This is a genomic window from Nonomuraea rosea (genome assembly GCF_039539705.1).
Classification (GTDB): Bacteria; Actinomycetota; Actinomycetes; order Streptosporangiales; family Streptosporangiaceae; genus Nonomuraea; species Nonomuraea rosea.
On record NZ_BAABDQ010000002.1, the window covers coordinates 606,976 to 622,300 of the forward strand.

Here is a 15,325-nt window from a genome sequence, read left to right on the forward strand (position 1 = left end):
AAGGCGGTCAGGACTTGACGGCGCCGGCGATGCCCTCGACGAAATACCGCTGCAGGGCGACGAACAGCACGACGACCGGCAGCAGCGAGATCGTCGCCGCGGCGGCCATGCCGGCCCAGTCGGTGCCGTTCTCACCGATGAACGCCAGCATTCCGACGCTGACGGTGCGCAGATCGGGCCGGGAGAACGTGAACACCAGCGGCAGGAAGAACGCGTTCCAGGTGGACAGGAAGGTCAGCACGGTGACCGTGGCCGTCACCGGCTTGGCCAGCGGCAGCATGATGCGGAAGAAGACGGTCCCGAATCCGGCGCCGTCGATGAGGGCGCTCTCGGTCAGTTCCTTGGGTATGCCGCGGAAATATCCGACGTAGAGCAGGATCGCCGCCACGTTCGCGGCGCCCGACAGCGCCAGGATCATGCCGGTCAGCGAGTTCAGCAGGCCGAGCCGCTGGGAGAGGTCGATCACCGGGATGATGGTGTATCCGGCCGGGACGAACAGGGTGGCCACCAGGACGCCCATGATGATGCGGCGCCCGCGGAAGTCGTGGCGGGCGAGGACGTAGCCGGCCATGGCGCACCGGACGACGACCACCACCACCGTGCAGACCGTGACGATCACGGTGTTGAGCAGGTATTTGCCGAACTGCGCATCGACCCACGCGCGCTCGTAGTTCGCCCACGCCGGGTCGGCGGGCAGCAGGTCGAGCCCCTTGGTGAACACCTCGGCCGACGTCTTCAGCGACGCGGACACCATCCACAGGAAGGGGTAGATCCAGATCAGGCAGCCGATGGCGAGTGCGGCGGCGGCGATCCACCAGGGCAGCCGGCGCAAGATCCGGCGGGTTCGCGTGGCCCGGCTCATGCCGCCCTCCTGGTCCTGCGGGTGGCGCGGATCGCGAGCAGCTGCAGCATCCCGACGAGGCAGACGAACAGCCCGAACAGGACGGCGGCCGCGGAGGCGTAGCCGAGCCGGGGGATCGTCGCGGCGAAGGCCCACCGGTAGATGTAGACCTCGATCACCTCGGTCGAGTAGAACGGGCCGCCCCCGGTCATGGTCAGGACGAGGTCGAAGACCTGCAACGATGCCTCGATCGACAACAGGGTGATGATGACCAGGAACGGCTTGAGCAGCGGCATGGTGATGTGCCGCAGCAGGGCCAGTGCGCCGGCGCCGTCGAGCCGGGCCGCCTCGTACACGTCGTTCGGCACGGTCTGCAACGCGGCCAGCCAGTAGACCAGGGTGATCCCGAACCACTTCCACACGTACACGGCGATCGTCGTGCCCAGCGCCGTGGACGACTGCCCGAGGAAGTCGATGCCGTCCGTGACCAGGCCGAGGTCGCGCAACGCGAGGTTCACCGGGCCGCTCGCCGGGTCGAAGACGAACTGCATGACCACGCCGATGATCGCCGTGGTGGTGACCACGGGCAGGAACAGGGCGGTCCTGAACAGCTTGCGCAGCGGCATGCGGGGCGAGTTGAGCAGGATCGCGATCAGCAGGGTGGCCAGCACCTGGAGCGGCACCGCGAAGAGCATGAACGTCAACGTCAGCCGGAACGAGCTCCAGAACATCGGATCGGCGAGGACCTCCTGGTAGTTGGCCACGCCGATGAACGACCGGCCGGTGTCGAACCCGTTCCAGTCGGTGAGCGAGTACACGTAGCTGCTGACGATCGGGTAGAGGGTGAACGCGCCGTACAGCAGCACGGTCGGGGTCAGGAACAGCCAGATGTACATGGTGCCGCGCGGTCGGGGCGAGCGGGCGGTGGTCCGCGGGGGAGAGAGCGTCACCGTCATCCGCGCACCCCGGGTACGCCCGTGGTGCTCTCGTCCACCACCAGCCGCCAGGGCGCCTCCAGCTGCGCGGGCGGGCTCTGGTCACCGTCGACGCGCTCCAGCAGGCGGGTCACGGCGAGCTCGGCGATCCGCGCCTTGTCGGGCACGACGGTGGTCAGCGACGGGTTGGCGAACCTGCCCTCGGCGATGCCGTCGAACCCGACGACGGCGACGTCCTCCGGCACCCGCAGGCCGCGCGCCCGCACCGCCCGCATCGCCCCGATGGCGAGCAGATCGTTGTAGCAGAACACCGCGTCCGGCGGCTCCGCCAGGTCGAGCAGGCCCTCCATCGCCTGCTGGCCGTCCTCGCGCTGGTAGCGCCGCACCTTCACGCTGAGCTCGGGCCGGACGGGCAGCCCCGCCTCGGCCAGCGCCTGCTCGTATCCGGCCGACCGATGCGCAGCGGTCTGTCCCTGCGGCCGGCCGGCCGCCGGACGCGGCAGGTGGGGCACGCCCATGGCGGCGATCCGGGTCCGGCCCAGCGAGACCAGGTGCGCCGTGGCGCTCCGGGCGGCGGCCGTGTCGTCGATGGCGACGTGGTCGAAGCCGTCCACCCGCACCTCGCCCAGCATCACCGCCGGGCACTTGCCCAGCCAGCGGCGCAGCTCGTCGGCGGTCAGGCCGAGCGGGCTGAAGATGAACCCGTCGAAGAGGGCCGACCGGTCCCGCCGCATGACGATCTCCCGCTCCCGCTCCGCGACCCCTTCCGTGCGGTCGATGAGCACCGTGTAGCCGCGCTCCTCGGCCCGGTCCACCACGTGGGCGGCCAGCTCGGTGAAGTACGGCACGTCCAGCGGCAGCACGAGGGCCAGCAGGTTGGAGCTCCCCCTGTTCAGGTTGCGGGCGGCGACGTTGGGCCGGTAGTCGAGCTCGTCCAGGGCCCGCTGCACCTGGGCGCGCGTCTCCTCCGCCACGTAGGCGAAGTTGTTCACGACGTTGGAGACGGTCCGCACGGAGACTCCCGCCAGCCGCGCAACGTCACGTTGTGTCACCACAATCGGTCACTTCCAAGCCGATGACATCGAGTTGAAGAAGGGTCTTGCCGCGCGGCATGCCGCGTGGCAAGAATGACTTTGCCACGCGGCAACATGAGTTAACAAGACGTTCACGGCCGCGGGGTGGGAGGCAGGACCGATGAGCGCGATGACTCGGCGAGGGTTTCTCTCCGCGGCGGGCACCCTGGCCGCCGTGGCGGCGACCGGTGCGTGCGGCGGAGGCGGTGGTGGCGGCGCCGGTGCCGGCGGCGCCTCGCTGACCTGGTGGGATCACCAGAATCAGCTGCAGAAGGCGAAGGCGCAGATCTTCGGTACGTTCGCCAAGAGCCCCGGCGGCGTCCCCGTCCAGTACACGTACTACAACCCGGCGAAGATGGGCCAGGCGCTGCAACTGGCCAAGCAGAGCGACCAGCTGCCGGACATCCATTCCAACGCCGGGCTCGTCATTCCCCCCGCGGCGCTCGTCGCCGCCGGATGGGCGCAGCCGCTCGACCTCAGCGCCGAGGCGACGGCCCGGGTCCAGGACTCGCTCGTCGAGGGCCTGCACATCTTCGACGGCAAGATCTACGCGTTCCCCATCTTCAGCCATCAGGTCTACGTCACGGTGCCGTGGTTCAACACGGAGCTGGTCGGGCGCGCCGGGCTGGACCCCGGGGCGCCGCCGAAGACCTACGACGAGTTCCGGAACGCGGCCCGCGCGGTGCAGCGCTCGGCCGGCGGCAGCGCGTACGGCTGGGTGTGGAACATCGGCATGCCGGACCGGATCGGCACGCAGGTCCACGACCTGGCCCAGGCGGCCGGGTTCGAGGGCGGCCTCGGCGTCCGGTACAAGAGCGGCGAGTTCGCCTTCCACGCCGACGAATACCTCGACGCGATCGAGTTCCTGGTCTCGCTGCGTGACGACAAGGTGCTGGTGCCGGGGGCGAACTCCTGGAACGACGACGTGGCACGGGCCCGGTGGACCGCCGGGCTGGCCGCGTACTACTTCGACGGCCCCTGGTGCCCCGGCGTGGCGCTGAAGGACACGCCCGAGTTCGGGAAGAAGCTGGGCGTGGGGCCGATCCTGGTGCCTGAGGCGGGCGCCACCGTGGCCACGTATCATGCGCCGCAGGCCGGCGACTACTGGCTGTCACCGTCGAGCAAGAAGGCCGCGGCGGCGAACACCCTGTTGGGCGACTACTTCACCACGGAGGCGTTCTCCCGCCAGGTGGCCGAGACCATGTCGCAGCCCCCGCGCGACATCGACGCCGTCGGCAAGTCCCAGGCGCATCCCGCCTACAAGAAGCTGATCGGCTGGTTCAGGGAGAGCGTCTTCCTCGCCCCCGAGGCGGTCGCCGGCAACAAGGACGTCCAGCGGGTGCAGATCGAGTCCAAGCCGGTGCAGCCCACCCTCGGGGACATCGTCCAGGGTGCGCTCACCGGCGATGTCACCGACGTCCGCGCGGCGTTGACGACGCTGTCCAGCGACAGCGCCAAGCAGCGGGATCTGGCGATCGCGGCGGCCAAGAGCAAGGGCGCGCAGGTCAGCCTGGACGACTTCGCCTTCGCCAACTGGAAGCCGAAGTCGGACTACCTCAAGTCGATGTACGCCGAGCGCTAGCGGAGACGCATCCTGTGAACCGACCGAACATCGTGCTGATCATGACCGATCAGCAGCGCGCCGGCTGGACGGCCGCGAGCGGTTTCGCCCTGGACACCATGCCCTTCCTCGACGAGCTGATGGGCACCGGCGTCCGGTTCGAGCGGGCGTACACCACGTCCCCGCTGTGCGTGCCCGCCCGGGTCAGCCTGCTCACCGGACGCTACCCGTCCGCGCACCGGGTCCGGCAGAACAGCGCCGCGAAGCACGTGCTGCGCGGCGCCGACCTGGTGGACGTGCTCCGTGACGCCGGGTACGCGCTGCATCTGGCCGGCAAGACGCATTTCCACCGGCAGCCCGCCGACTTCGACACGTACGCCGCGCCGTACTGGCATGATCGCGGCCCGGCCGCCGCGGCGACGCCGGAGGAGACGCGGTTCGAGGAGTGGCTGGCCTCGCTCGACCACTCGGTCAGCCATGAGCCGACCCCGTTCCCGCTGGAGCGCCAGCTTCCGTACCGGATCGTCAGCGACGCGATGAGCGCCATCGACGAAACGCCCGCCGACCGGCCGTTCTTCTCCTGGCTGTCGTTCCCCGAGCCGCACAACCCCTACCAGGTGCCGGAGCCGTACTTCAGCCTCTTCGACCCTGACCAGGTGCCTGATCGGCTGATCGGGCCCGAGGGCGCCGAGCTCAAGGGCGGCATGTACACCTGGCTGCGCCGGCTGATCGAGGAGAAACGGCCGGGCTACGACGCGGAGTGGCGGCGCTACCGCGCCAACTACTGCGGGATGCTCCGGCTCATCGACGACCAGCTACGCCGGTTCTTCACGCACCTGCGTGAGAGCGGGCGGGAGGCGGACACGCTGGTGTTCTTCGTCGCCGACCACGGCGACTACACCGGCGACTACGGCCTGCAACGCAAGGGCGCGGGCATGGCCGAGTGCCTGATGCGCATCCCGTTCGCGGTGACCGGGCCCGGGGTGCGGGCGATGGCTGATCAGAGCGACTTCGTCTCGCTCGCCGACCTGTTCCCGACGGTCTGTGACGCCCTCGACGTCGAGATCCCGCCCGGCGTCCAGGGCCGCAGCCTGTGGCCGCTGCTCACCGGAGCGCCTTGTCCGGCCGGGGAGTTCGCCACCGCGTACGGCGAACGCGGCTTCGGCGGGCTGTCCTACGACGTCGACGAGCGCCCGCCGCTGCACTTCCCGTACGAAGGCCGCACGTTCGACGAGCTCAACACCGTCACCCAGTCGGGGACGACGGTGATGCTCCGGCGCGACCGGTGGAAGCTCCTTCTGGACGAGCGCGGGACCGGCGAGCTCTACGACCTGGACGCCGACCCCGCTGAGCTGGACAACCGGTACGACGATCCCGCGCTCGCCGACGTCCGCGCCGGGCTCACCACCGACCTCGCCCGCTGGATGATCCGCGTCCGGGACGACCTGCCAGAGGCGGTGTACACACTCAAGCGCACACCGCACAACTGGCGCTGACCCACCGCGCGATCATCCCGGATCCTGCGGCCCCCGCCGGAGGCGCTGCTTGCGGCCACGCAGCAGCGTCACGGACAGCCAGATGACGGTCGGGAGGAGGATCAGCAGGACCTGAAGGCCGACCCCCAGGAGAAGCGCGTCGTCGCCCAACGGCGCGGAGACGAAGGCGTCATCGTCGTTCACCCCTGTGACGGTAGCGCTCTCGCGCGGCGCGGCGGGGTCAATCGTGCGCTATAAATGTAGCGATACGTTTGTAGCGAATGGAGGCAATCATGAACGATGTCGTCATCGTGGGAGCCGGACCCGCCGGCCTGATGGCCGCCTGCGAGCTGGCCCTGGCCGGGGTGTCCTGCCTGATCGTGGACAAGCGCGGCACCGAATCCACCATCACCAGGGCCTTCGGCCTGCACGCCCGCGCCTTGGAGCTGCTCGACGCCAGGGGCATGGGCGACGAGCTGGTCGCACGGGGCAACCCGCTCAGGACGGTGTACCCGGCCTACGCCTCACGGGTGGACTTCGGCCGGCTCGACACCCGGTACCCGATGCTGCTGATCGTCCCCCAGAACGGCACCGAGAAGATCCTCCGGCAGCGCGCCACCGACCTGGGCGTGGAGATCCGCCACCACGCCGACGTCGTCGGCCTGACCCAGGGCGCGGAGTCCGTACGGCTGAAGCTCGCGGACGGGACGGAGCTGGCCGCCCGCTATGTCATCGGTGCCGACGGCGCCCACAGCACCGTCCGAGACCTGGTGGACGTGGGATTCGCCGGCGCGGCCTACAGCCTGCCCATGCTCCTGGCCGACGTCCGCATCCCCGCCTCCGAGCCGCCGCCCATCACGCAGGTCGGCACGGAGGGCGTGGTCGTGACCCTCCCGTTCGGCGACGGCTGGTTCCGCGTCGGCGCGTGGCTACGCAAAGAGGAGAGGGACCCAGATTTCACCAGGGTCCGCGAGGCCTTCCGAAGCATCGCCGGCACCGACTACGACATGAGCGAGCCACGCTGGTTCTCCCGCTTCACCGCCGAACGCCGCCAGGCCCGCCACTATCGATCGGGCCGGGTCTTCCTGATCGGCGACGCCGCCCACGTGAACTCGCCCATCGGCGGCCAGGGCATGAACACCGGTATCCAGGACGCCGTCAACCTGGGCTGGAAGCTCGCCGCCGACCTGCACGGCTGGGCCCCGAGCTGGCTGCTCGGCACCTACCACGCCGAGCGCCACCCCGTCGGCTCTGCCGTCCTGGCCATGACCGACCACCTCACCGGACTGGTGCTGAGCGGATCACGACTGCGCCTGGAGATCAACCGACGCCTCATGGCGACCCTGCTGCGCACCGGCGCCGGACGCCGCCGCATCCTCGGCACGCTGTCCGGCCTGGAGTTCGCCTATCCGCCCGTCGAGCAGGACGCCCACCCGCTGGCCGGCCGCCGCGCCACGGACGGCCCGACGGATCAGGGCCGCCTGTACGAGGTGCTGCGCGCGGGCACGTTCGTCCTGCTGTCCGGCGGCGGCGTGCCGGCCCCTTGGCAGGATCGGGTGCGACCGGCCAGGCCGCTCCGTGCCACCGGTCCTGAGGCGGCGCTGATCCGCCCCGACGGGTACGTGGCCTGGGCCGGCGATCACCGCGGCAGCGAAGCGGCTCTGCTGAAATGGTGTGGCCCGGCACACCGTACCGACCTTGAAGGGCGCCATGCCACCGCCTAACCCGCAGCGCCGCCACCACCTCGCGGACGCGGCCATCGCCGTCCTGGCCGAGCAGGGCTCACGCGGGCTGACCCACCGGGCCGTCGACACCGCAGCCGCCGAACCGGCCGGCACCACGTCGCGCTACTTTCGCACGCGCGACGCGCTGCTCGACGGGGTCATCGAGCGGATCGCCCACCGGCTCGACGAACGCGTGGGCGCTTACACCATTCGGCCGATCTCGCCGGCCGACCTGGAGGAAGCCCTGGCCGGCGTCCTGACCGGCATGCTGGCCGACGGCCGCCACGATCCGCTGGCGCTGTTCGAGCTGCACCTGGAGAGCACCCGCAATCCCCGGCTACGGCTCATGCTGACCGACGCTCTGCACAGCCGATGCCTGCTCATCGTCCGTCAATGCCACGCCGCCGGGATCGAGCTCGGCCAGGACGACGCCCTGCTGCTCGAAATGAGCGTCCTGGGCATCTTGTTCACCGCCCTGACCACCGGCGTCCCGGAATCCCCCGGGGAGCTGATCCGCACCGCCATCCGCACCCTCCTGGCCCGTCATCAGGGGCTGGCGGCGACCTGACCCTCGGTACCCCGCCTCTCGTGCTTACATGTGAGGCGAGGTCGTCCACCGCCTAGGTCACCAGGCCCCTGCGGTAGGCGTAGACCACCGCCTGCACGCGGTCACGCAGGTCGAGCTTGGTGAGGATGCGCGACACGTACGTCTTGACGGTCTCCTGGCTGATCACCAGCGTCGCGGCGATCTCGCTGTTGGACAGGCCGTTGGCGATGAGGCGCAGGACCTCCAGCTCGCGCGGGGCCAGCGCGATGTCGTCCGGCGTGCCCTCGGCGGGCCGGATCCGCGCCGCGTACTTGCCGACGAGCTGCCGCGTCACCTCGGGCGCCAGCAGCGCGGCGCCGGTCGCGACGGTGCGGATGCCCTGCAGCAGCTGCGACGGCGGGGCGTCCTTGAGCAGGAACCCGCTCGCCCCCGCGCGCAGGGCCTCGTACACGTACTCGTCCAGGTTGAACGTCGTCACCACGAGCACCTTGACCGGATGCGCCACTCCGGCGCCGGCCAGCAGGCGGGTCGCCTCGATGCCGTCGAGCACCGGCATCCGGATGTCCATCACCACGATGTCCGGGTCCAGCCGGCGGGCGAGGTCCACCGCGGCCTGACCGTCCCCGCACTCGCCCACCACCTCCAGGTCGGGCTGCGCACCGATGATCGTCGAGAACCCGGTGCGGATCAGCGCCTGGTCATCGCAGATCAGCACCCGGACCGGTGCGGTCACGACCGGCTCCCCGCGGGGATGTGCGCCCGTACGACGAAGCCGCCGTCGGCCCGCCGGTCCGCGCCGAACTCGCCGTCCAGAGCCTCGACCCGCTGACGGAGCCCGGACAGGCCCCGCCCGCTCCCGCCGAGAGCGCCGGTCCGCGAGCCGGAACCATCGGTGCTGACCTCCACGGTGATCTCTCTCATCCCATAGCGCACGGCAACCACAGTACGGCTGCCGTGGGCGTATTTGAGCGCGTTCGTCAGGGCTTCCTGCACGACCCGATAGGCGACGAACTCGGCGCTGCCGGCCGGCTCCGCCGGGCTGCCCTCCTCGGCGAACTCCAGCGGCTGCCCGGCCTGGCGCGTCTGCTCGACGAGCGCGTGGAGATCGCCGACGGACGGCGTGCGTACGTCGGTGTCGTGGTCGGGGTTGAGCAGGTCGAGCAGGTGCCGCAGGTCGGTGATGGCCCGCCGGCCGGTGTCGGTGACGGCGCTCAGGGTCGTGTCGAGCCGATCGGGTACGGCGGTCAGGTAGCGTGCCGCCTCGGCCTGCACGACCATCGCGGTCACGTGGTGGGTCACGACGTCGTGGAGCTCGCGGGCGATGCGGGTGCGTTCGGCGACGCGGGTGGCCTCGGCGATGTGGCGGCGGCGCTCGGCCTCGGCGGCCCGGCTGGAACGCAGCCAGGAACCGATGCCCCACGCGACGGCCAGCCCCACATAGAACGCCGCGAATCCATCCAGGCCCTCGGTCGAGCCGAACCGGTCGAGCGTGACGGCCAGCGACACGTACGCCGCGGACAGGACGACCACGGTGACGCGCCGGTGATGTTCCAGATGGGCGCCCGCGCTCACCACGGCGAAGGCCAGCGCGGTGCTCGCGACCATGTGGTAGCTGCCGAGCTCGGCGATCACGAAGCCGAGCGTCACCAGGGCGAGGCAGGCGGCCGGCCACCGTCGGCGCACGGCGAGGGGGAGGCATTCGAGGGCCATCGCCACGATGGCCAGCGCGTCGAACGGGCGGGCCGGAAGGTCGCCGACCTGCGTCTCATGACCGTGGAACACCGGCAGGAACGATGCGACGATGAGCAGCAGGGCGAGCGGGGAGTCCCGGACCGTGACGTCGCACCGCCTCCACAGGTCCGGAAATCGCCGGAGATCGGTCATCGGGAGAGCGTAGCGGTCGTGCCGGTCCGGCCGCCGAGCCGGTGAGGGGCCTGGTCGCCGCGCCGGCAGGCCGGCCACGTGGACACGATGGTCATGCCGCGGGCGAAGGAGACCGCCACGATTCAGCAGTCGCATGACGACTCCCTTGCGAGATTCCGCGGCCCGGACGCCACGGCTACGCCGAACGCTAGGGAATCAGGGCCGCCGAATCGTCACCGCAGGGTGGACACTCGCCGGTAGCTCGCACGGGGGACAACCGATCGCGCCGCCTCCACGTGCCGGCCGCAGTGCCTTTGTCCCCCATGCGAGCTACCGGGCAATGTCCTCAGATTGGTGACGATTTCGAGGTGATCGACTCCATAGCGTTGCGGTGTGGCCACGGCACCCCCGGGCCGCGTCACTTCTCTCACTGGAGGACCTCATGCTCCGCAAGTTCAAGGCATCCGTGGTGGCCGCACTGTGCTGCACCGTGCTCGGCGCCGGAGTCGCCGGCTGTGACGCCGACGCGGCGGACGACTGGGACCCGTTCGCCGCCGCGACGAAGAAGGCCGGGGCCGACCTGATCACCGGAACCAAGAAGATCGACGTCGCCGGCCGGAAGGTGAACGTGTCCTGCTCGGGCGACGCGGCGGACGGCAAGCCGGTCATCGTCCTGCTGCACGGTGGGGGAGACGGGCTGGACAAGCTGGCCCCCATCCAGAAGACGCTGAGCGCGAAGAACCGGGTCTGCTCCTACGACCGGCTCGGCGCTGGCGCGAGCGACAAGCCGGACGGCCCGCAGAGCTTCGCCGGCATCGGAAAGATCCTGACCGGCGTGCTCGACCAGGTCGCCGGTGACCACCCGGTCGTCCTGGCCGGGCACTCGCTGGGCGGGCTGGTCGCCGCCAGGTACGCCCCCGACCACCAGGACAGGGTCAAGGGGCTGGTCCTGCTGGACGCCACGTCACCCACGATGTCCGGCGACATCGCGAAGGCGATCCCCGAGTCCGCCAAGGGTCCTGCGGCCGAGCTGCGCGCCCAGAACCTCGCGATCTTCCAGGGAGAGAACCCGGAGAAGCTGGTCATCACCGACGGCAAGGTCCGTTCGGCCGGGGACATCCCGGTGGAGATCATCAAGCATGGGAAGCCGTACCTCGCGGCCCTCCCCACGTACGGGCCGCGCCTGGAGCAGGCGTGGACCGCGGGCCAGCGCAAGTGGCTCGCGCTGTCCGGCAGCAGCAAGCTGAGCACGGCCGCCAAGAGCGAGCACTACATCTACCTCGACCAGCCCGAGGTCGCCGTCAAGGCCATCGAGCGCGTCGCCGCGCAGGTCGCCGGCGCCTGACGCGCGCCCCCGTACGGTTGTTACGTTGATCCGCATGGGCTCCGGAACGCGATCGCTGAACCTGACGGAAGTAACGACCACCTTGGACCTGGCGCTCGCCGCACTCGAAGCCGCCGGCGCCGACGTGGCGTATCGCGTGTGCGGCACGAGCGCCGCGCTCCTGCAAGGCGTCACCCTCCCCGTGGGGGACATCGACCTCCTGCTCGGCCGCCGAGAGGACGTGGACGCGTTCGGCGCGGCACTCTCAGCGTTTCCCTGCCTGTATCCCGCCGCCTGGATCCCCGTATCCGCGCAATACTTCGCCAGATACGAGGTCAACGGGGCCGAACTGGAGCTCAGCACGATCGAGCAGCGAGCCGATTCTGACGACATCGAAGTGGGCAGCGGACCATGGCGGCACTACGTGCTGATCGCCTGCGGCTCGCACCAGGTGCCGGCGGTCCGGCTGGAGCTCAGACTGGTCAGCGAGCTCCTGCGAGACCGGGCCGATCGATACGACCCGCTCCTCGACCACCTGGGTACGCACGGGTTCGATGCCGGCCTGCTGCGACGGGCCCTGGACGCCCGGCGTATCCCCGCTCACCAGCGGCGGCTCGTGCACGACCGCCTCGCGTGGCCCGCCTGATCTACTCGCCCGCGTCGTCGAGATGCGCCAGCGCGGTGATCAGGCGCCGGGCGATGTCCGGCGGCCACGGGAAGGCGACGGTCACCGCTCGCTGGTGAGCCAGGCCGTGCAGGCCCAGCCACAGCGCGACCGTGTCGGCGGAGAGGTCGGTGCTGGTGGCGTGGCCCGCGGCGACGCACTCGTCCATCACTTCGCGCAGCAGCGCCATGCACCCGTCGCCCAGCGCGGCCATATCGGCCGCCGTCAGAGAGGTCTCGTCCAGCGCGGGCATCCACAGACCACCGAACATCGTGCGGTAGCGCTCGGGATGCCCTTGGGCGAAATCCAGGTAGCCGTCGCAGACGGCGTACAAGCGGTGCCGGGGATCGTCGCCCGCGGCGTCGAGCGCGACGCGCAACTTCGCTTCCAGCTCCGCGAAAGCCTGCTGCACCACCGCCAGCATGATGGTCGGTTGATCGGGGAAGTGCCGGTAGATCGACGGCGCCGCGATCCCCGCCCGGCGGGCGACCGACCGCAGGCTGATGGTGCCCTCGTCGCCGGTCTCGTCGAGCAGTTCCACCGCGGCGGCCACGATCTCGTCACGCAGGCGTGCGCCCTCGCCCCTGCGGTTGCGGGCGCGGACGGAGCCGGTCGAGTTGTCTGTCATGCCGTCAGCTTACACCCGAAAACTTACGTCCGTTAGCCCTTGCTTCTCCATGGCTAACGTGCGTAATCTTACGGCTGTAATCACAACGGCTCAGGAGAAGCGCATGAACAGCACCACCGAAGTCGTCCTGCCCGGCAAGGTCGAGACCGGCGGACTGCAGGTCCGCACCCGCGACCTGGCGGCGCCCGCCCAGGGGCAGGTCGTCCTGCGGATGGAGGCGACCGGCGTGTCGTTCGCCGAGCAGCAGATGCGCCGCGGCAAGTACTACGACCAGCCGGCCTTCCCCTTCGTGCCGGGCTACGACGTGGTCGGCACGGTGAGCGCCGCCGGCGAGGGCGTGGACGCCGCGATGGTCGGCCGCCGCTACGCCGCGGTGACCAAGATCGGCGGCTGGGCGAGCGCGCTGCTGATCGACGCCGCGGACCTGGTGCCCGTGCCGGAGGGCGTCAGCCCGGCCGACGCGGTGACCGTCGCCGTCAACGGGATCACGGCCTGGCAGATGCTGCACCGCACCGCCGCCGCCCAGCCCGGCTCGACGATCGTCGTGCTCGGCGCCAACGGCGGCGTCGGCTCCACGCTGGTGCAACTGGCCCGGCACGCCGGCATCACGGTGATCGGCACCGCGTCGGCCCGGCACCACGAGCTGCTGCGCGACCTGGGCGCGACCCCGGTCGACTACCGCGACCCGGACATGTACCGCAAGATCCACGAGCTCGCGCCGGACGGCGTGGACGCGGTCTTCGACCACGTCGGCGGCGCCGGCCTGGAAGAGTCCTGGCGGCTGGTGCGCCGCGGCGGGACCCTCGTGTCCTACGGCACCGCGGCCACCAAGGACGAGGACGGCAACTCCCAGCTCCCGGTCCTGAAGTCGTTCGCCCGGCTGGCCGCCTGGAACCACCTGCCCAACGGCAAGAGCGCACACTTCTACAACTTCTGGGCCGGCAAGCGCCACCTGAACACCTTCCGGGCCCGGCTGCGCGAAGACCTCACCCAGGTGCTGCGCCTGGTGGCCGACGGCGTGCTCACCCCGAAGATCGCAGCGGAGTTCCCGCTGGCCGACGCCGGCGCGGCGCTGGCCCTGGCCGAGTCCCGCACCGTCGCCGGCAAGGTCGTCATCGTCCCGTAGGCGTCCTCTCGCCATCCCCTGACTCACCTCACCGGCCCCTCACGGAGGCATCAGCCATGACCACCATCGAGCTCCCCGCCCCGATCAACGCCACCCGCTCCGGCGAGGTCGACAACCGCGCCACCTACGTCAGTTTCGGACTGGCGTACGTCCTCGGGCACGGCGCCAATGCGATCGCCGGCGGCGCAGACCCGCTGGTCGCCCTACCGGGCTGGCTGCCGATGGCCCTGCTCGGCACCGGACTCGCGGTCGGCACCGTCTTCGCCACGCTCGCCGCCACCCGCGCCCAGCGCGGCGCCGGCCAGGCCGACGTCCTGTCCGGCAAGCTCCTCGGCCTCTCCTGGATCAGCGCCTTCGCCGGGCTCTACCTCGCGATCACCGGCCTGACCGGCGCCCTGGGCGTGCCCGAGCTGCAGACCATGCTGTGGCCCGCCGGCTCCGGCTTCGTGGTCGGCCTGCTCTATCTCGCAGAAGGCGCCGCCCGCCGCAACGTCCTGCACTACGTACTCGGGACCTGGCTCGCGCTGGTCTCGACGGCCGCGCTCCTGCTCGGCACCCCGGGTCTGTTCTGGGTCCTCGCCGTCGCGGGCGGTGGTGGCTATGCGGTCGCGTCCGTCCTCGAGCTCCGCCGCATCGCGGCCGCCCGCTGACAAGGCGTCGACACTTGAAGTTGCACTGCATGCAATGAATGCTTGAGGTGTAAGCTTACGATCCTCAAGGAGTGTCAGTTTCGCCCCGGCCATACCATTCTCCGCGACGCGAGCGGGATGCGCTGAGGACCCAGCAGGAGATCTTGCAGGCCGCACGCGAGTTGTTCACCACACGCGGCCATGCCCGGGTCACGATGTCCGACATAGCGCGTATGGCGGGGACCGCGTCCACCGAGACGCTCGAAAAACTACGCGACGCGACCAGCCTCGAATCGGCCGTCGCCTTGGTGGCCCGCGGCACCCGAGCCGACCACGAACGGTCTCAGCCAATGGTGGATCTGCTGTACTCGTCGATGGCCGGCGACGACGGCGCGCGAGAAACGTGGCAGCACGTGCTCACGGGTTGTCGCCAAGCATTGCGGGACGCCGCGGAGCTCATTGTCGGGAAAGGCTTCATCGCCCCGCATTTCCATGTCGAAAACGTGGCGGACCGCCTGTGGTTCTGTTTCGGACTGAATGCCTGGCGGACGCTCATCGTCGATTGCCAGTGGGCCTGCGACGACGCCGAGCGCACACTTAATCACCAAGCCACCAGCATGCTCACAGAATCGTGAGCCGAGCTTTCTGACTGCTCTTTATCTGCGATCGACAGTGCTCAGCGTGCCGTCGTGGCTACTATTCGTGGCGGCCGGTCCCACCAGTCCCGGCCGTGACAATTTCCGGGCACTTCTGCGCCGCATGCGACCAACCGTCTTTTCTGATGTGCCTGGTCGGCGGCGTGCCAGTGACTCCAGCGCGTCCGCTGCGCCCAAACTCATCGCTGGACAGGCAGTGATGCCGGTGTTAAGGATAAGGCGCGGCGCTGATCACTTTATGCCGCCCTTATGCCAAGTACTCCGCACCCCCTCAGTGCA

Annotated in this window: 16 protein-coding genes; 9 read left to right on the forward strand and 7 right to left on the reverse strand. The window is 70.1% G+C overall.

Going from position 1 to position 15,325, the window contains the following annotated elements:
- Nucleotides 1-7: 7 nt before the first annotated feature.
- Genes ABEA43_RS06635 through ABEA43_RS06645 form a run of 3 tightly spaced genes read right to left on the reverse strand, consistent with a single transcriptional unit; the run spans nt 8 to nt 2,831 of the window.
- The gene (locus ABEA43_RS06635) at nt 8-862 is read right to left on the reverse strand and encodes a carbohydrate ABC transporter permease (protein WP_345559700.1); all 855 of its coding nucleotides are present in this window, start codon (nt 860-862) and stop codon (nt 8-10) included.
- Nucleotides 859-1,797 (reverse strand): carbohydrate ABC transporter permease, encoded by a 939-nt coding sequence (locus ABEA43_RS06640; protein ID WP_345559701.1) that lies wholly within the window; start codon nt 1,795-1,797, stop codon nt 859-861. Before ABEA43_RS06640 ends, ABEA43_RS06635 begins: the two co-directional genes overlap by 4 nt.
- Nucleotides 1,794-2,831 carry a LacI family DNA-binding transcriptional regulator gene (locus ABEA43_RS06645; protein ID WP_345559702.1) on the reverse strand — a complete coding sequence of 346 codons (1,038 nt, stop codon included), beginning with the start codon at nt 2,829-2,831 and terminating at the stop codon, nt 1,794-1,796. Before ABEA43_RS06645 ends, ABEA43_RS06640 begins: the two co-directional genes overlap by 4 nt.
- Before the next feature lie 139 nt (nt 2,832-2,970).
- On the opposite strand from ABEA43_RS06645, the gene ABEA43_RS06650 reads away from it, so the two are divergent.
- The gene (locus ABEA43_RS06650) at nt 2,971-4,431 is read left to right on the forward strand and encodes an ABC transporter substrate-binding protein (protein ID WP_345559703.1); all 1,461 of its coding nucleotides are present in this window, start codon (nt 2,971-2,973) and stop codon (nt 4,429-4,431) included.
- Nucleotides 4,432-4,463: 32 nt separating this feature from the next.
- A complete protein-coding gene (locus ABEA43_RS06655) occupies nt 4,464-5,906 on the forward strand; it encodes a sulfatase-like hydrolase/transferase (RefSeq protein WP_345559852.1) in 1,443 nt (480 codons plus the stop codon).
- Between the two features lie 12 nt (nt 5,907-5,918).
- Here ABEA43_RS06655 and ABEA43_RS06660 read toward each other — a convergent pair whose 3' ends face one another.
- A complete protein-coding gene (locus ABEA43_RS06660; protein ID WP_345559704.1) occupies nt 5,919-6,089 on the reverse strand; it encodes a hypothetical protein in 171 nt (56 codons plus the stop codon).
- 89 nt (nt 6,090-6,178) lie between these two features.
- Here ABEA43_RS06660 and ABEA43_RS06665 point away from each other — a divergent pair, with 89 nt between their 5' ends.
- Nucleotides 6,179-7,609: an FAD-dependent monooxygenase gene (locus ABEA43_RS06665; protein WP_345559705.1), complete on the forward strand. Its 1,431-nt coding sequence runs from the start codon at nt 6,179-6,181 to the stop codon at nt 7,607-7,609.
- Nucleotides 7,596-8,177 carry a TetR/AcrR family transcriptional regulator gene (locus ABEA43_RS06670; RefSeq protein ID WP_345559706.1) on the forward strand — a complete coding sequence of 194 codons (582 nt, stop codon included), beginning with the start codon at nt 7,596-7,598 and terminating at the stop codon, nt 8,175-8,177. The genes ABEA43_RS06665 and ABEA43_RS06670 overlap by 14 nt, the downstream gene beginning before the upstream one ends.
- 52 nt (nt 8,178-8,229) lie before the next feature.
- On the opposite strand, the gene ABEA43_RS06675 is transcribed toward ABEA43_RS06670, so the two are convergent.
- The gene (locus tag ABEA43_RS06675; protein ID WP_345559707.1) at nt 8,230-8,889 is read right to left on the reverse strand and encodes a response regulator; all 660 of its coding nucleotides are present in this window, start codon (nt 8,887-8,889) and stop codon (nt 8,230-8,232) included.
- Complete coding sequence (locus ABEA43_RS06680) at nt 8,886-10,040, reverse strand: sensor histidine kinase (protein ID WP_345559708.1); 1,155 nt, start codon at nt 10,038-10,040, stop codon at nt 8,886-8,888. The genes ABEA43_RS06675 and ABEA43_RS06680 overlap by 4 nt, the downstream gene beginning before the upstream one ends.
- A 421-nt stretch (nt 10,041-10,461) precedes the next feature.
- Here ABEA43_RS06680 and ABEA43_RS06685 point away from each other — a divergent pair, with 421 nt between their 5' ends.
- On the forward strand, nt 10,462-11,364 hold the full coding sequence (locus ABEA43_RS06685) for an alpha/beta fold hydrolase (protein ID WP_345559709.1): 903 nt from the start codon (nt 10,462-10,464) through the stop codon (nt 11,362-11,364).
- Between the two features lie 34 nt (nt 11,365-11,398).
- Nucleotides 11,399-11,989, forward strand: a complete 591-nt coding sequence (locus ABEA43_RS06690; protein ID WP_345559710.1) for a hypothetical protein — start codon at nt 11,399-11,401, stop codon at nt 11,987-11,989.
- A 1-nt stretch (nt 11,990) separates the two neighbouring features.
- Here ABEA43_RS06690 and ABEA43_RS06695 read toward each other — a convergent pair whose 3' ends face one another.
- Nucleotides 11,991-12,635, reverse strand: coding sequence for a TetR/AcrR family transcriptional regulator (locus tag ABEA43_RS06695; protein ID WP_345559711.1), 645 nt, complete (start codon nt 12,633-12,635; stop codon nt 11,991-11,993).
- Between the two features lie 103 nt (nt 12,636-12,738).
- Between ABEA43_RS06695 and ABEA43_RS06700 the strand changes: the two genes are divergently transcribed.
- The 3 genes from ABEA43_RS06700 to ABEA43_RS06710 all read left to right on the forward strand — a co-directional run bounded on the left by ABEA43_RS06700 (nt 12,739) and on the right by ABEA43_RS06710 (nt 15,025).
- Nucleotides 12,739-13,761, forward strand: coding sequence for a medium chain dehydrogenase/reductase family protein (locus ABEA43_RS06700; RefSeq protein ID WP_345559712.1), 1,023 nt, complete (start codon nt 12,739-12,741; stop codon nt 13,759-13,761).
- A 56-nt stretch (nt 13,762-13,817) separates the two neighbouring features.
- Nucleotides 13,818-14,411: an ABC transporter permease gene (locus tag ABEA43_RS06705; RefSeq protein WP_345559713.1), complete on the forward strand. Its 594-nt coding sequence runs from the start codon at nt 13,818-13,820 to the stop codon at nt 14,409-14,411.
- 143 nt (nt 14,412-14,554) lie between these two features.
- Nucleotides 14,555-15,025 carry a TetR family transcriptional regulator gene (locus ABEA43_RS06710; RefSeq protein ID WP_345559714.1) on the forward strand — a complete coding sequence of 157 codons (471 nt, stop codon included), beginning with the start codon at nt 14,555-14,557 and terminating at the stop codon, nt 15,023-15,025.
- The last annotated feature ends 300 nt before the right edge of the window (nt 15,026-15,325 follow it).

Excerpts from the sequence above, each read along its gene's own strand:
- ABEA43_RS06685 (WP_345559709.1), top strand. The coding sequence starts at position 10,462 with ATGCTCCGCAAGTTCAAGGCATCCGTGGTGGCCGCACTGTGCTGCACC.
- ABEA43_RS06640 (WP_345559701.1), bottom strand. The coding sequence starts at position 1,797 with ATGACGGTGACGCTCTCTCCCCCGCGGACCACCGCCCGCTCGCCCCGA.
- ABEA43_RS06700 (WP_345559712.1), top strand. The coding sequence starts at position 12,739 with ATGAACAGCACCACCGAAGTCGTCCTGCCCGGCAAGGTCGAGACCGGC.
- ABEA43_RS06635 (WP_345559700.1), bottom strand. The coding sequence starts at position 862 with ATGAGCCGGGCCACGCGAACCCGCCGGATCTTGCGCCGGCTGCCCTGG.
- ABEA43_RS06670 (WP_345559706.1), top strand. The coding sequence starts at position 7,596 with ATGCCACCGCCTAACCCGCAGCGCCGCCACCACCTCGCGGACGCGGCC.
- ABEA43_RS06695 (WP_345559711.1), bottom strand. The coding sequence starts at position 12,635 with ATGACAGACAACTCGACCGGCTCCGTCCGCGCCCGCAACCGCAGGGGC.
- ABEA43_RS06665 (WP_345559705.1), top strand. The coding sequence starts at position 6,179 with ATGAACGATGTCGTCATCGTGGGAGCCGGACCCGCCGGCCTGATGGCC.
- ABEA43_RS06690 (WP_345559710.1), top strand. The coding sequence starts at position 11,399 with ATGGGCTCCGGAACGCGATCGCTGAACCTGACGGAAGTAACGACCACC.
- ABEA43_RS06705 (WP_345559713.1), top strand. The coding sequence starts at position 13,818 with ATGACCACCATCGAGCTCCCCGCCCCGATCAACGCCACCCGCTCCGGC.
- ABEA43_RS06680 (WP_345559708.1), bottom strand. The coding sequence starts at position 10,040 with ATGACCGATCTCCGGCGATTTCCGGACCTGTGGAGGCGGTGCGACGTC.
- ABEA43_RS06650 (WP_345559703.1), top strand. The coding sequence starts at position 2,971 with ATGAGCGCGATGACTCGGCGAGGGTTTCTCTCCGCGGCGGGCACCCTG.